14 protein-coding genes are annotated in these 13,685 nt (G+C 64.0%); 5 read left to right on the forward strand and 9 right to left on the reverse strand.

Going from position 1 to position 13,685, the window contains the following annotated elements; translation table 11 throughout:
- Positions 1-83: 83 nt before the first annotated feature.
- Positions 84-1,283 carry an ADP-forming succinate--CoA ligase subunit beta gene (sucC, locus tag OVY48_RS22060; protein ID WP_096063395.1) on the reverse strand — a complete coding sequence of 400 codons (1,200 nt, stop codon included), beginning with the start codon at positions 1,281-1,283 and terminating at the stop codon, positions 84-86.
- Between the two features lie 145 nt (positions 1,284-1,428).
- The gene (locus OVY48_RS22065; protein ID WP_313924880.1) at positions 1,429-1,749 is read right to left on the reverse strand and encodes a hypothetical protein; all 321 of its coding nucleotides are present in this window, start codon (positions 1,747-1,749) and stop codon (positions 1,429-1,431) included.
- Positions 1,750-1,817: 68 nt separating this feature from the next.
- Between OVY48_RS22065 and OVY48_RS22070 the strand changes: the two genes are divergently transcribed.
- The gene (locus OVY48_RS22070; RefSeq protein WP_313924461.1) at positions 1,818-2,216 is read left to right on the forward strand and encodes a low affinity iron permease family protein; all 399 of its coding nucleotides are present in this window, start codon (positions 1,818-1,820) and stop codon (positions 2,214-2,216) included.
- A gap of 3 nt (positions 2,217-2,219) precedes the next feature.
- Here OVY48_RS22070 and OVY48_RS22075 read toward each other — a convergent pair whose 3' ends face one another.
- Positions 2,220-2,399, reverse strand: a complete 180-nt coding sequence (locus OVY48_RS22075) for a hypothetical protein (protein ID WP_096063398.1) — start codon at positions 2,397-2,399, stop codon at positions 2,220-2,222.
- Positions 2,400-2,709: 310 nt separating this feature from the next.
- Between OVY48_RS22075 and OVY48_RS22080 the strand changes: the two genes are divergently transcribed.
- From OVY48_RS22080 to OVY48_RS22095, 4 genes are all read left to right on the forward strand, one after another.
- Positions 2,710-4,098 (forward strand): glycosyl transferase family protein, encoded by a 1,389-nt coding sequence (locus OVY48_RS22080; RefSeq protein ID WP_313924462.1) that lies wholly within the window; start codon positions 2,710-2,712, stop codon positions 4,096-4,098.
- A 416-nt stretch (positions 4,099-4,514) separates the two neighbouring features.
- Entirely contained in the window at positions 4,515-5,129 is a 615-nt protein-coding gene (locus OVY48_RS22085) for a hypothetical protein (RefSeq protein WP_313924463.1), read from the forward strand.
- Between the two features lie 58 nt (positions 5,130-5,187).
- On the forward strand, positions 5,188-6,102 hold the full coding sequence (locus OVY48_RS22090; RefSeq protein ID WP_037475664.1) for a sulfite exporter TauE/SafE family protein: 915 nt from the start codon (positions 5,188-5,190) through the stop codon (positions 6,100-6,102).
- Positions 6,102-6,863: a TIGR02186 family protein gene (locus OVY48_RS22095; protein ID WP_313924464.1), complete on the forward strand. Its 762-nt coding sequence runs from the start codon at positions 6,102-6,104 to the stop codon at positions 6,861-6,863. The genes OVY48_RS22090 and OVY48_RS22095 overlap by 1 nt, the downstream gene beginning before the upstream one ends.
- Here OVY48_RS22095 and OVY48_RS22100 read toward each other — a convergent pair.
- The 6 genes from OVY48_RS22100 to OVY48_RS22125 all read right to left on the reverse strand — a co-directional run bounded on the left by OVY48_RS22100 (position 6,860) and on the right by OVY48_RS22125 (position 13,682).
- On the reverse strand, positions 6,860-8,428 hold the full coding sequence (locus tag OVY48_RS22100) for a tetratricopeptide repeat-containing sulfotransferase family protein (RefSeq protein WP_313924465.1): 1,569 nt from the start codon (positions 8,426-8,428) through the stop codon (positions 6,860-6,862). The two genes, OVY48_RS22095 and OVY48_RS22100, sit on opposite strands and share 4 nt — an antisense overlap.
- Entirely contained in the window at positions 8,425-9,417 is a 993-nt protein-coding gene (locus OVY48_RS22105; protein WP_313924466.1) for a HupE/UreJ family protein, read from the reverse strand. Before OVY48_RS22105 ends, OVY48_RS22100 begins: the two co-directional genes overlap by 4 nt.
- Before the next feature lies 1 nt (position 9,418).
- Positions 9,419-10,222, reverse strand: coding sequence for a peptidylprolyl isomerase (locus tag OVY48_RS22110; protein ID WP_313924467.1), 804 nt, complete (start codon positions 10,220-10,222; stop codon positions 9,419-9,421).
- Between the two features lie 178 nt (positions 10,223-10,400).
- Positions 10,401-12,584, reverse strand: a complete 2,184-nt coding sequence (locus OVY48_RS22115; protein WP_313924468.1) for a molybdopterin cofactor-binding domain-containing protein — start codon at positions 12,582-12,584, stop codon at positions 10,401-10,403.
- Positions 12,581-13,033 (reverse strand): (2Fe-2S)-binding protein, encoded by a 453-nt coding sequence (locus OVY48_RS22120; RefSeq protein WP_096061489.1) that lies wholly within the window; start codon positions 13,031-13,033, stop codon positions 12,581-12,583. Before OVY48_RS22120 ends, OVY48_RS22115 begins: the two co-directional genes overlap by 4 nt.
- Before the next feature lie 61 nt (positions 13,034-13,094).
- Positions 13,095-13,682: a methylamine utilization protein MauD gene (locus OVY48_RS22125; RefSeq protein WP_313924469.1), complete on the reverse strand. Its 588-nt coding sequence runs from the start codon at positions 13,680-13,682 to the stop codon at positions 13,095-13,097.
- Positions 13,683-13,685: the final 3 nt, after the last annotated feature.

A 13,685-nucleotide genomic window follows, 5' to 3' on the forward strand; every position in this document is an offset into this window, starting at 1 on the left:
ATTATAAACGCCAACACGGGCGCGGGCAGCCCGTTACCGGACTACCCGCACCCAAATGGTGTCAGTTCAGGTTGAAAGCGGCCTCAGGCTGCCTTCCTCACTTCCGCCACGATCTTGCGTGCTGCATCGCCCAGGTCGTCCGCGGGGACGATCGCCAGGCCCGAAGCCGCGAGAATATCCTTGCCCTGCTGGACATTGGTGCCTTCCAGGCGAACCACCAGCGGAACCGACAGGTTCACTTCCTTGGCCGCTGCAACGATACCATCGGCGATGATGTCGCACTTCATGATGCCGCCGAAGATGTTGACCAGGATGCCCTTGACCGCCGGGTCCTGCAAAATGATCTTGAACGCCGCCGTCACCTTCTCGGTCGTGGCGCCGCCGCCGACGTCCAGGAAGTTGGCCGGGAATTCGCCGTTCAGCTTGATGATGTCCATCGTCGCCATGGCGAGGCCAGCGCCGTTGACCATGCAGCCGATGTTGCCGTCCAGCTTGATGTAAGCGAGGTCATATTTGGACGCTTCGACTTCGGCTGCATCTTCCTCGGTCAGGTCGCGCAGTTCGGCGATGTCCTTGTGACGGAACATGGCGTTACCGTCGAAACCGACCTTGGCGTCGAGCACCAGCAGATTGCCCTGCTTGGTCAGCGCCAGCGGATTGACTTCGATCTGCTCGGCGTCGGTATCGAGGAACGCGGCATAAAGCGACGAGGCGACCTTGGACGCTTGCTTGGCGAGGTCGCCGGTCAGACCCAGCGCAGCGGCGATCGAACGGCCATGGTGCGGCATGAAGCCGGTGGCGGGATCAACCGAGAAGCTGTGAATCTTTTCAGGCGTCGAGTGGGCGACCTCTTCGATGTCCATGCCGCCTTCGGTCGACACGACGAAGGCCACTTCGCTGCTGCCACGATCGACCAGCAAGGCAAGGTAGAACTCCTTGTCGATGTCGGCGCCGTCGGTGATGTAGAGACGGTTGACCTGCTTGCCCGCATCACCGGTCTGGATGGTCACCAGCGTGTTGCCGAGCATGTCGGTCGAGTGGGCCTTGACCTCGTCCAGGTTGAAGGCGAGGCGCACGCCGCCCTTGGCTTCAGGGGCCAGTTCCTTGAACTTGCCCTTGCCACGGCCACCAGCATGGATCTGCGACTTCACGACATAGAGTGGCCCAGGCAGCTTCTTGGCGGCTTCGACTGCCTCTTCGACGGAGAAAGCGGGATAGCCAGCCGCGATCGGCGCGCCATATTTCGCGAGCAATTCCTTGGCTTGATATTCATGAATATTCATGGGGCTTGCCGTCCTTTTCCGTCGAACCGTGATACGACGGATAAAGCACAGGCCTGTTTTGATGGCCAGAGCGATTTCGCAAAACGACTTTGCAAAATTGCAAAACCTTTGCGAAGCCCTCGGCCGAATTATTGCGAAATCGGCACTAAAAAGTGCAGCCAACAGCCGCCTTGCTCGTCACCAAAAATATCTCCGCATCGCCGAGCGCGCGCACCTTATGCAGCCATTGATCGACACCAAGCGTCCCGATGTGCGACTTGCGGACCGACGCGAGCGATTGCAGTCGGCGCAACTGTGTGAGGCTGAGCCTGTCAGCCATCTCTTCGGCCATGCACCCCGCCAGCTTGGGCGCCAAACCGGCTTCGACCAATCCGGCGCGCAGCCGTGATTCGGGTGAAAGACTGGCGCAGGCGGGCAGCAAAAGGCACAGCGCGACGGTCAAGGGACGAAAGAGGATGGCGGTCATCCGCCCCTGATGGCAACAGGCGTTGACAGGCGCAATGGTCATCGCGCGCCATAGGGGAGCATAAGCAGATGGACAGGATATTCACCCGGCTTTCCCATCGCGTCGCCGGATGGACCGGCCAGCCGCTGGCCTTCATCCTGGCCAGCAGCACCATCCTGATTTGGCTGACGACCGGCCCGCTTTTCGGCTATTCCGATACCTGGCAATTGGTCATCAATACCGGAACCACCATCATCACCTTCCTGATGGTATTCCTGATCCAGAATGCGCAAAATCGCGATGGGTCAGCCATACAGGCGAAGCTGGACGAACTGATCCGCGCCATCGACAACGCGCGCAACGATTTCATCGGCATCGAACATCTGACCGAAACCGAACTTCACCGCATCAAGGCCGTTCTGGAACAGGACTGCCGCGACGATGAAGACTATCATCTCGTGATCGAGCGGCTGCTCAAACGACGATAAGCCTCAATGTGCCCGGCCGGTCATGCTTTCATTACGCCGTCGATAGGCGTCCACCTGGTCGATATAACCGCGCGCCAGATTTTCATAAGCGATACGCGCCTGATGCGACGGGCAGCTTTGCGCCCGGATCAGAGACATCTGCTGCCGATGCAGCAAATAATTGATATCCGTCTCCCTAGTCATGTCGCCGTCCTCTCTTTGCATGAGACTGGTCGATTGGCTGCGCTGGCAAGGAATAGGCAGAAGCAGCGACTCAGCTTATATCACGATCGGCGATGATCGCGAAGTAAGCGGTAGAGTATCGACACGCCATTCGACGCAATTGACAGGCGACCTGGCCCATTCAACCATCGGCCAAACAGGCGCGATTGCAAGGCAGCCATGATGGTAAGGGATAACATCCCGGATACGCACAGTAAAAAGGGTTGGCATCCCCCTGCGCCAATGGCATCCTGCATCACGCTTGTAGGGGAAGGGCGGAAAATTGGGGGACATGGCGGTCGCTTTCCTTGCGACCCTGCATCATGAAATCCTGCTATTCGCCGTCGTCGGCCTCGCCATCGGCGGGATTGACGACTTGCTCATCGACCTTTTGTTCCTGTCGCGTCGGCTTTGGCGCGATCTTGTCATCTACGCCCGCTATCCCCGCATGACGACGGCAACGCTTCCCGCTTCGGCAAATCCGGGCAGGATCGCCGTCTTCATCCCGGCCTGGAAGGAAGTCGAGGTGATCGGTCCGATGCTGGCCCATGCGCTCGGTTGCTGGGGCAACGCCGACTATCGCATCTTCGTCGGCACCTATCCCAATGATCCCGATACGATCGATGCCATCGCCGCTGTGGCCGAGGGCGACCCGCGCGTGGTGGTCGGCATCAATCCGCTGCCCGGCCCCAGCACGAAGGCCGACTGCCTCAACGTCCTGTGGCGTGCGATGCTGGCCGATGAAGCGCTGCTTGAACGCCGCTATAAGGCGGTCGTTCTCCATGACGCGGAAGATGTCGTCCACCCCGACGAAATTCGCCTGTTCGATTTCATGATCGATCGGTTTCAGCTGGTCCAGTTGCCCGTCCTGCCCTTGCCCGGCGAGGGTTCCTGGTTCTCTCGTGCCATCGCCAATCATTATTGCGATGAATTTGCCGAGAGCCATGGCAAATATCTGACAGTGCGCGAAGCGCTCGGCGCGTCGGTGCCGTCAGCCGGGGTCGCCTGCGCGTTCGAACGCGATGCGCTGGCTGCTTTGGCCGACAATCCTGCGCATGGGCCATTCGACCCTTCGTCCCTGACGGAAGATTATGAAGCGGGATTACGCATACGCGATGGAGGTGGCCATGGCGTCTTCGTGCGTATTCGCGATGCGCACGGCAATCTGGTCGCGACCCGCGAATATTTCCCCGACACGATGGAGGCAGCGATCAAGCAGAAGGCGCGCTGGATCGTCGGCATCTCGCTGGCCGGATGGGACCGCATGGGCTGGCGCGGCGGCACCGCGGAACTATGGATGCGGGTGCGGGATCGGCGGGCGGCGATCGCCGCACTAATACTATGCGCGGCCTATACCGCCTTCTTGCTATGGCCGCTATTGTGGATCGTGGACCAGTTCCAGCCAGACTATCATCGCCCACCCTCGCCCGCCGTTGATGCGCTGCTCCGGCTCAACTTCGCCCTGATGGTGTGGCGCGCCCTGATGCGCGCTATGTTCGTCGGCCATGCCTATGGCTGGCGCTATGGACTGGCCGCGATCCCGCGCACCTTTCTCGCCAACCTCATCGCCATCATGGCGACCCAGCGCGCCATCTCGCTCTATGCCCGATCGCTTTTGGGCAAACCGCTATCCTGGGACAAGACGCAACATCATTTCCCCAATCTCTCGGCCGATCCGTGACCAACGACAAAAGCGGTCAACCTCTGCGCTTCCTGGCGCTGCTGATGATCGCCTGGGTCGCCATACGCATCGCCGCACAGTCCGGGTCGTCGCCGCTCAACCCATTACCGCTGGTTCGCGGCCGCCCTGCGACAGCGGCGATCGTGCCCCGACAATTCAGCGCGAAGCCACCGACAAGAACGGCCATCATACCGCAGGCCGCCGCCATCAAACCAGCCGCTCTCAGGGATAGCGGCGCGCGGATAGCAAGGAATATGGCTGGTATAGCGCTTGATCCGGCACCCCACAGCAGCGCACCGGCCCCAACCTCCGGGTCAGATGGCCCTGCCCAAGCCCCCTACGCCTTTCCCTCTCCTCTACCGATCCCCGCACCCGGCCCTCCAAACCGGGCAGATCGCTGGCATGGCAGCAGTTGGATGCTTTGGCGCGGTGGCGGCATGTCGCAAGCCGACCTTGCGAGGACAGGGCGTCTGGGCGGCTCGCAGGTCGGCGCGCGGCTGGATTATGTCCTGAACCCTGCCGCTCGCCACCGTGCCACGGCCTATGCTCGCGCCAGCAGCGCCTTGGACAGTCCCGCCGCCCCGGAGGCTGCCATCGGCCTCTCCCTCCAACCCTTCACCCCCCTCCCCGTCAACGTCGCAATCGAACGACGCATCGCCCTTGGCGCAGGCGCGCGCGACGCCATGGCGGTGATGGCCGTCGGCGGCTTTGGCCCAACGCCGGTCGCCCTGGGCATGGAGGCCCAAGCCTATGCCCAGACCGGCATCGTCGGCTTTCGCCAGCGCGACGCTTTCATCGATGGCAAATTATCGTTGCTCACTCCCGTCCAAAACACAGCTCTGAGGCTCGGCGCGGCTATATCGGGTGGCGCGCAGCCAGGCGTGGAGCGGCTCGACATCGGCCCGGAGATACGGGTCCGGCTCCCGCTTCAACCCGTCGCCGCGCGGCTATCGATCGAATGGCGCGAACGGATTGGCGGACGCGCCGCGCCCGCATCCGGCCTAGCCCTCACGCTCGGCGCGGATTTTTGACGGCGGAGCGCCACAACGGCTTTATATCTCCGTCCTTTAGTTCTACCCCTCAAAGGCCATGGATCTTTACCTGCCCATCGCCAATTTGTCGGTCAACGCCTTGGTCATCATCGGCCTGGGCGGGGTCGTAGGCCTGCTATCGGGTATGTTCGGCGTGGGCGGCGGCTTTCTGACAACACCGCTGCTGATTTTCTATGGCATCCCCCCAACCGTCGCCGCCGCGTCCGCCGCCTCGCAGGTGACCGGCGCGTCGGTTTCTGGCGTAGTCACCCATATTGCGCGCGGCACCGTCGATTTCCGCATGGGCGGCGTCTTGATCGCCGGTGGCGTGGTTGGCGCTGGCCTTGGCGTGCTGATCTTCCGCCTGCTGCAATATCTGGGGCAGATCGATACGGTGATCGGGCTCCTTTACGTCCTGATGCTGGGCGGCATCGGCCTGTTGATGGCCAAGGAGTCGATCCAGGCGCTGATCGCGCTCAAGACCGGCAAGCGCGCCCCGGCGCGCAAACGGCGGCATCATCCGCTGGTGGCAGCGCTGCCGATGCGCTGGCGCTTCTACGGGTCGGGCCTCTATATCTCGCCGCTTGCGCCGCTGTTGCTCGGCATGGCGACCGGCATATTGACCATGTTGCTGGGCGTCGGTGGCGGCTTCATCCTGGTGCCTGCAATGCTCTATCTGCTCGGCATGACCACCCAGTCGGTGGTCGGCACGTCGCTGTTCCAGATTTTGTTCGTCACCATGGCCACCACCATGATGCACGCGATGACGACGAAGGCCGTCGATCTGGTGCTCGCCATGCTGCTCCTCATCGGCAGCGTGACCGGCGCGCAGGTCGGCACCCGGTTGTCGATGACGATGCGGCCGGAATATCTGCGTGTCTTGCTCGCCGCGATCGTGCTGCTGGTCGCGGCCCGCATGACGCTGGGGCTGGTGTGGCGGCCGGACGAGATCTTCACGATCGAGGTGCGCTGATGCGCAGCCGCGCCTTTGCCCTGCTGCTGCCCGCCGCAATGATGTTGGCCGCTGCCGACGAACCGCAGCTAGTGCCCGACGTCTCCCAGCGCGAAGTCATCATCCAATATAGTTTCACCGGCGCAAACCTGCTGCTGTTCGGCGCGATCGTCTATCCCGGCGGCGTCCGCCCGGAAAAGCCCGCCGATATCGTCGTCGTGCTCAAAGGACCGGACCAGTCCATCCTGATGCGCGAAAAGCAGCAAATCGCGGGCATGTGGGTCAATGCCGATAGCGCCCGCTTCGAATCCGCCCCCACTTTCTACGCCATGGCCTCCTCCCGTCCGATCGACCAGATCGTCGATGAACGCACGGCGGCGATCTATGAACTCGGCGTCGACAAGCTGCAGTTGTCGCCCTCCTCGCTCAACGACAGCGCCGAGATGGACCGGTTCCAGGCAGGATTGGTCGATTTGCGCGACCGTGCCGGCCTGTTCGTCGAACGGCCCGGCGCGGTCGAAATCAGCGACGGCGTATTGTATCGCGCCCGCCTGCCGCTGTCGGCGCGGGTGATCGTCGGAGACTATACCGCCGAAACCTTCCTGGTGCAGGATGGCCGGGTCGTCGCGGCGGCCGTGCGCGACATTACGGTGCGCAAGTCGGGGTTCGAACAGTTCATGGCCAGCGCGGCGGAAAACTGGTCCTTCCTCTATGGCCTGGTTGCGATCGCCCTTGCGGTCGGCATGGGCTGGGCCGCAGGCGCGATCGCCCGCCGCCTCTAATCGACCGATATTCCCTGCCCCGCCAGCCAGTCGCGCGCGGGGGCCAGCGCGGTTTCATGCCGCTTCCAGCGCGCGACCGCATCAGCATTGAGCGGCTGGCGCACCTGCGCCGCGCTGGGCGTGGCGACCGCCGCCTCATTTTCGTGGAACGACAGGCAAGCCGCATCCCATGCCAGCCCGGCATGATCGAGCAGGCGACTGGTCTGCCCCTCCTGATCCGCCACCAAGGCTTCATAGGAGAGTTGCAGCACCCGGCCGGGAAACAGCCTGTCCCACAATGCCATCAACCGGTCGAAGCGCGCATAATAGCGGGCAATGTCCATCAGGTCATAGCTATAGGCATAATAGGCTGACTGGCTGGCAAACAGATTTTTATAATTGCTCCATATCGTATCCATCGGATGCCGACGCAGGCAGATGATCTTCGCGTGCGGCAAAGCATGGAGAATATGGCCGATATACAGGAAATTGGCGGGCAGCTTGTCGATGAAGCGCGCCTTGCCCTCCGGCCGATGATGGTGCGCCCGCGCCATATAAGCCTGCCCGATCGCCAGCGGATCGGCCGCCGCGCTCGCGGCGATCGTCTCCGGGTCGATCACCAGCCGCGACCGCGTGCCCGCCAATTGCTTGACCGCCAGCGGCATCGCCTGCAACTCGCCCGCCGATCCGACGAGCGGATGCGAAGAGAGGATACGATCAACCAATGTGGTGCCGGTGCGGGGCATACCGGTCACGAAGATCGGTGCGTCCTCGCTCTCCAGTCCAGTTCCCCAAGCGGACGGCGAACCATCGGCAAATAACCGCTCGATCGCATCGAAAATCGCGGCATCCTGCGCAAAATCATAGCCGATGGCGCGCTTATGCGCGGCGTTCGCCGCCGACAAATGCGCAAAGGCCTCGGTCGCATGGCCCATATCCTCATGGCTTTTGGCCAGCGCATAGCGGATGCGCAACGCATCCTCCGGTCGATCCGCCCGCGCCAGCGCCGCTTCCAGCCGGGGCACAGGGTTGGCCGCCTCGGTCTGGCGCGACAACAGGCTCAGCCCATAATGCGCGCGCGCATTGCCGGGATCGGCCGTCAGGATGACCTCATAATGGCTGGCGGCCGCCTCGACCCGCCCGGTAAAACCGCACGCCGCCGCCAGATTATAGCGATAGTCCAGATTATCCGGCTCGTCCGCCACCGCCGCTTCAAAGGGCGCCAGCGATGCCGCATGATCGCCCAGCCGCGCCAGCACGCAACCAATCGTGTCGAACGTGCGTGCGTCGCTCGGCCCCATCGCCCAAGCCTGCCGCGCAGCCTGCCCCGCCTCGCCATCGCGCCGCAACAGGATCAGCAACCGCGCATATTGGGCGAGATGTTCCGCCTCCGGCCCGCGCGCCACCGCATGTTCCAGCATCGGCAGCGCCTTGGCCACCTGCCCCGCCTCTGCCGCGGCCAGCCCAAGCAGGAAATAGCCCGCCGGATCGTCCGGCCGCGTCATCGCCAATTGCTGCGCCGCCTGCGCCGCCTGCGCCAGATCGCCCCGCGCCAGCGCCGCGCGCGCCTGCGCCTCCAGCGTCATGCCGTCCCCAGGGTGAAGCCGGCCACCCGCTCGATCATCCAGAAACAGCCGACGATCCCCGCGCCATAGAGCGCCGCCTGCCGCACCCACTGATCCCGGTCGAAGATCGCCGCCAGTTTCATGACGCCCAGCACGCAGCCAACGAAGATCAACTGCCCCAGTTCGACCCCGCCATTGAAGAAGAGCAGGCCCGACAGCCGCTCGTCCGGTGCAACACCCAGTTCGCGCAGCACGGTGGCAAAGCCCAGGCCATGGAGCAGCCCGAAGCCCGCGACCACGGCAAGCTGGCGACGGCGACGGTGCGGGTCTGCCATGTCCTCCGCCCGTGCCCGGATCGCCTCGCGCGCCATGAAGGCGATCGACAGCGCAATCACCGCTTCCACTGGCGGCACCGGCACCTTGACGATGTCGAAGAAGGCCAGCGCCAGGCTAAGCGAATGGCCGATGGTGAAGGTCGTCATCAGCGCCAACAGATAGCGCCCCCGCGCCAACAGGCATAGGCACAGGACAAAGGCCAGATGATCCCACCCGCCCAATATGTGGATGATCCCCTGCCACGTATATTCGACAGCGATCTCCGGCAACGCCCGCTGCCGCGCCGCCACAGCCCCGATCGGCAGCGAGAGCGTATCGCCCGTTGGCTGCAACGCCTGCTGCACCCGCGTTCCGGTGGCGGTCGACAGGAATGTGCCGCCATCGACCGCCCATGGCGTAATGATCGCATCCTCTGCGGTGATGGCCCGGTCGCAATCGATGCTGATCGCATAGCGGGTGACGGTCGCCTCGTTCAGCCGCTCGCGCGCCGTCTCGCGACAGCCTTCGGGCAGGCCCAGCGGGTCGTTACTGGCCAGAACGGACGGGATGGACGCGCTCAGGTCGAAACTGCCTGGCTCCATGCCCGGCTGGATCGCATAGTCGCCGACGCGGAACACATCGGCCTGTGCGGGCGCGGCGACCAACGCCAACAGCAGGAGCAGCCAACGCAGCATCCTATTGCTCCACCCGCACGCGATAGCCATCCTCCAGCTTCTGCACTTCCTTCTCGACCAGCGCGCCGCTCTGCTCGGCCAGGAAATCCTGCTTCACCTGATCGCGCACCGCGGGATAGGCGAGCATCGCGGCCGGTCCACGATCGCGCACCCGCGCGAAATGCCAGCCGCGCGTGGATTGCAACGGGCCGATCCACTGGCCCGTCGGCGTCTTGTTCAGCGTGTCGAGGAAAGGCTGGCCGAACATGCCGCGCAGCATCGACACGCCATAATCGGGCAGATCATGCCCCATCCAGAAATCATCCCCCTTCACCGTCCCACCCGCGTTCAACTGCGCCAGCAAGGCAGGCGCATTGGCGGGCCTCTGTTCGAAGAACACATGATCCACCGACAGCCGCGGTTCGGCCCGGTACAGGTCGCGATGCGCCGCATAATAGCCCATCAACTGGTCCTCGCTCGGCTCCGCCGGCGCGCCCGCGATCATGAAGCGCACCCGGTCGATCAGCCGCTGCTTGGTGGTCTTGTCGGTCATGTGCATGCCCCGCTCCACCGCTTCGCGGAACAGCAATTCGTCGGCGACATAATCATGGATCAGCTTGGCACGCGCCTCCGTATCCGGCTTCTTGCCCGCCATCATCTCATAATCGTCGGACAGGCTTTTCTGGACCGACAAAGGCACATCGATCGTCTCGCGCCGCGCAGTCACCGCCCAGTACAACGCGAAGATAACGCCCGACACCGCCAGGAACAGGATGAACGGATCGCGGGCGAAAAATCCCCGCAGCGAAGCAGAAACACGGCGCATCAGCGCAAGACCCTTTCACTAGGCACCACCGGGTTATGGCAACCCCAGCCTATCCCCCCTCTACGTCAAATGACGCATGGGCCGACATCGCGGCCAGTCGCCCTTCCTCAGCCAAATACCGAAGTTCACACCGTCGCAGGGCCAGTTTGGCGCGCTTCCTGGAGGACACGCTTTGATGTCAGGCGAGCATCTCCGCCGTCACCGGCAGGCTGCGTATCCGCTTCCCCGTCGCCGCATGGATCGCGTTGACCAGCGCCGGAATCACCGGGGGCAAGGCCGGTTCGCCAAGGCCAGTCGGCGGATAATCGGTCTTCACGAATTCCACGATGATGGCGGGGGTGTCGGGGATGCGCTGGAGCGGGTGGGTGTCGAAATTGCCCTGCTCGACTGCGCCCGCGACCTGGGTGATCGCCTGCCCGGCGAGCGCCTGCCCCAGCCCCTCGATCACCGATCCCTGCACCTGATGCAGCGCGTTGATCGGGTTGATGATTTGGCTGCCGACATCGCCCGCGACCCAGACGGTCTTCACCTTGGGCACGCCATCGGCGACCTCCACGTCCAGCACCTCGGCGAAATAGCCCATATGGCTGTAATAGAAGGCAAAGCCGAGGCCCCGCCCCTTGGGCAGCGCCTTGTGGCCCGACCAGTTGGCCATCGCCACCACCTTCTCGATCACGCCCTTGGCGCGCGCGGTGACGAAGGGCGGCTGGTTGGTACCGCGCGGCATTTCCTTGGGGTCGGCGAGCAATTCGAGCATCAGACCTGGCAAATCCTTGCCCGCCGCAACCGCAACCTCGTCCATGAAAGCCTGTGTCACGAAACCCAGCGCATTGGAGCCTGGCGCGCGCAGCCAGCCGGTCGGCATGTTGGTCGGCAGAAAACTCTGTTCCAGCAGCACATGGTCGATCAGCCCGGCGGGCAGTTCGTGCGCGGGCAGATCGCCACCACGCACCGCCTTGCCATCCTTGCCGAAGGTCACGAAATGATCGTGAAATGCGGTGAGTTTGCCGCCCTTGTCCAGCGCCGCACGGAAACCGTGCCAGCCCGCGGGACGGTAGAAATCGCGGCGCATATCGTCTTCGCGGCTGTAGAGCAGCTTGACCGGTACGCCCGGCAGTTGCGCGGCGATCTTCGCCACCTGCACCATATAGTCGTTCATCAATCGCCGCCCGAAGCCGCCGCCGATGCGCGAGAAATTGATGCGGATTTTCTCTGGGGCCAAGTTCAGCGCCTTGGCCACCAGCCCGCGCCCATTTTCCGGGTTCTGCGTCGGCGCCCAGATTTCGATCGCGCCATCCGTGAACAGGGCTGTGCAATTTTGCGGCTCCAGCGTCGCATGGGCGAGGAAGGGGTAGCTATAGTCTGCGCTGACGACTTTCGCCGCCGACGCAAAAGCCGCGTCCACGTCACCCGTCCGCGTGATGTCGGTATCGGCCTTCACCTTCGCACGCGCGACAGCCTGCGTGGCATAGCTTTCCGTCGAGAAGCCAGCGACAGCGCTGGTGTCCCATTCGACCTTGAGCGTCTCGCGCGCCTTGTTTGCGCTCCACCAACTGGTCGACAGGATCGCCACACCGTCATAGCCCGACTCCGCCGTGCCATCGCCCTTGATCGGCAGCACATGGGCGATGCCCGGCAGCGCCTTGACCGCGTCCAGATTGGCCGATGTGAACGTGCCGCCAAAGGCGGGGCAGGTTTCCAGCACCGCATACAACATGCCGGGCAGCTTGAAATCGATCCCGAACAAGGGCTTGCCCGCGACGATGGCCGGGGTATCGACCCCGACAACCGACTGGCCGATGATGCGGAAATTGGCCGGGTCTTTCAGCTTTAGCGTGGCGGGGTCAGGCGCAGGCAGCTTCTCCGCCGCGGCCGCCAGCGCCGCATAAGCCACCGACTTGCCCGATTTGGGATCGGTCACCTTGCCGCCGCCGGTCGTCAGCGTCTCCGCCCCAACGCCCCATTGCGCCGCCGCCGCTGCGACCAGCATAGCCCGCGCCGCCGCGCCGGCCTGCCGCGTGGGTATCCATTCGCGCGGCGTCGTGCGACTGCCGCCTGCGCTCTGGCCACCGAAGATCGCGGCGTCGGCATGGGTCTGTTCGACCGTGACCTGCGCCCAATCGACGTCCAGTTCCTCGGCGATCATCATCGGCAGCATCGTCTTGGCACCCTGGCCGATCTCGGCATTTTTCGCGCCGATGATGACGCGATTGTCGGGCAGGATGCGGATGAAGGCATTGAGGACGACCGGCGTGCCGTCCGCCGCCTGCGCCATCGGCACAGCCAAGTCGAACAACAAGCCACCGCCTGCGAGCAGCGAAGCGGAGATGAAACCCCGGCGCGAGAGGATCGCGGCGCTCATGCCGCCGCCGCCTTGATCGCGGCGCGGATGCGGACATAGGTGGAGCAGCGGCACAGATTGCCCATCATCGCCGCATCGATCTCCTCGTCGCTCGGCTTTGGAGTCTGGCTCAGCAGCGCGGTCGCGCTCATGATCTGCCCGGCCTGGCAATAGCCGCATTGCGGCACGTCCTGCGCGATCCAGCTGTCGGCGATACGCTGGCCCACCGCACTTTTCGCCACGCCTTCAATCGTAGTGATCTTCGCCCCCTGTACATCGCCCAGCGGCGTCTGGCATGATCGCACGGCATTGCCATCGACATGGACGGTGCAGGCACCGCAAAGCCCTGCGCCGCACCCGAACTTGGTCCCCACCATGTCCAGATCCTCGCGCAGCACCCATAGCAGCGGCTTGGCGGGGTCGCCCGCCACCTGCCGCGCCACGCCATTCACCGTCAGACTGATCGCCATGCCGTCATTCCCTCTCATGCCCCGCCCAAGATGCCTGATCGCCGCGCCCTGTCCAGCCGGTTCATGACGCAAGCGCCACAATTTTTGCGTCCGTATCCTGCCCGACCGCAGCGTCAGCCTGCCCATGCGCCAACAAGGCTTCAAGTTGCGCGCGCCCGTCAATCGCCCCGCGCGCCAGCAGCCGCCCGCCCGCATCGATCAACGCGGCGCTGGGCCGGGTGCCGATACGGAAATCCGCGCCGACCTGCGCATTGAGGATGATGTCGGTGTCGCGGATGCGATGCTGGCGCAGCATGTCGGCATAGTCCTCCGCCCGCCCTTCGCCCAGGAACAGCAGCCGCAACTGCGTGCGGTTCGTCAGCGCCAGCGCGTCGCGCACGGCGGAACGGCTGGCGACGCAGCCGGGCGCGATGAACAACAGCAATTGCGCGCGGCCATCCGCGCTAGGCCCACCGATGGTCAGCATATCGCCCGCCAGCGTCGGCGCGCTCACCACCGGGGCAGCGCGGCCAGGCACGGCCACCACGGCGCGGGGCGCAACCGCCCCGGCCCCCTCCTGCATCGCGCGCACTTGCCGCGACAGGGCGACCACCGCCACCACCAGCAGGATGACGACCATCCACAACAGGAACAGCGACGCGATCAACATAGA

The organism is Sphingobium sp. SA2 (assembly GCF_032227065.1).
GTDB lineage: Bacteria > Pseudomonadota > Alphaproteobacteria > Sphingomonadales > Sphingomonadaceae > Sphingobium.

What these genes read in the sequence shown, in the direction of transcription:
- sucC (WP_096063395.1), bottom strand. Translation starts at nt 1,283, where the DNA reads ATGAATATTCATGAATATCAAGCCAAGGAATTGCTCGCGAAATATGGC.
- OVY48_RS22065 (WP_313924880.1), bottom strand. Translation starts at nt 1,749, where the DNA reads ATGACCGCCATCCTCTTTCGTCCCTTGACCGTCGCGCTGTGCCTTTTG.
- OVY48_RS22070 (WP_313924461.1), top strand. Translation starts at nt 1,818, where the DNA reads ATGGACAGGATATTCACCCGGCTTTCCCATCGCGTCGCCGGATGGACC.
- OVY48_RS22075 (WP_096063398.1), bottom strand. Translation starts at nt 2,399, where the DNA reads ATGACTAGGGAGACGGATATCAATTATTTGCTGCATCGGCAGCAGATG.
- OVY48_RS22080 (WP_313924462.1), top strand. Translation starts at nt 2,710, where the DNA reads ATGGCGGTCGCTTTCCTTGCGACCCTGCATCATGAAATCCTGCTATTC.
- OVY48_RS22085 (WP_313924463.1), top strand. Translation starts at nt 4,515, where the DNA reads ATGCTTTGGCGCGGTGGCGGCATGTCGCAAGCCGACCTTGCGAGGACA.
- OVY48_RS22090 (WP_037475664.1), top strand. Translation starts at nt 5,188, where the DNA reads ATGGATCTTTACCTGCCCATCGCCAATTTGTCGGTCAACGCCTTGGTC.
- OVY48_RS22095 (WP_313924464.1), top strand. Translation starts at nt 6,102, where the DNA reads ATGCGCAGCCGCGCCTTTGCCCTGCTGCTGCCCGCCGCAATGATGTTG.
- OVY48_RS22100 (WP_313924465.1), bottom strand. Translation starts at nt 8,428, where the DNA reads ATGACGCTGGAGGCGCAGGCGCGCGCGGCGCTGGCGCGGGGCGATCTG.
- OVY48_RS22105 (WP_313924466.1), bottom strand. Translation starts at nt 9,417, where the DNA reads ATGCTGCGTTGGCTGCTCCTGCTGTTGGCGTTGGTCGCCGCGCCCGCA.
- OVY48_RS22110 (WP_313924467.1), bottom strand. Translation starts at nt 10,222, where the DNA reads ATGCGCCGTGTTTCTGCTTCGCTGCGGGGATTTTTCGCCCGCGATCCG.
- OVY48_RS22115 (WP_313924468.1), bottom strand. Translation starts at nt 12,584, where the DNA reads ATGAGCGCCGCGATCCTCTCGCGCCGGGGTTTCATCTCCGCTTCGCTG.
- OVY48_RS22120 (WP_096061489.1), bottom strand. Translation starts at nt 13,033, where the DNA reads ATGGCGATCAGTCTGACGGTGAATGGCGTGGCGCGGCAGGTGGCGGGC.
- OVY48_RS22125 (WP_313924469.1), bottom strand. Translation starts at nt 13,682, where the DNA reads ATGTTGATCGCGTCGCTGTTCCTGTTGTGGATGGTCGTCATCCTGCTG.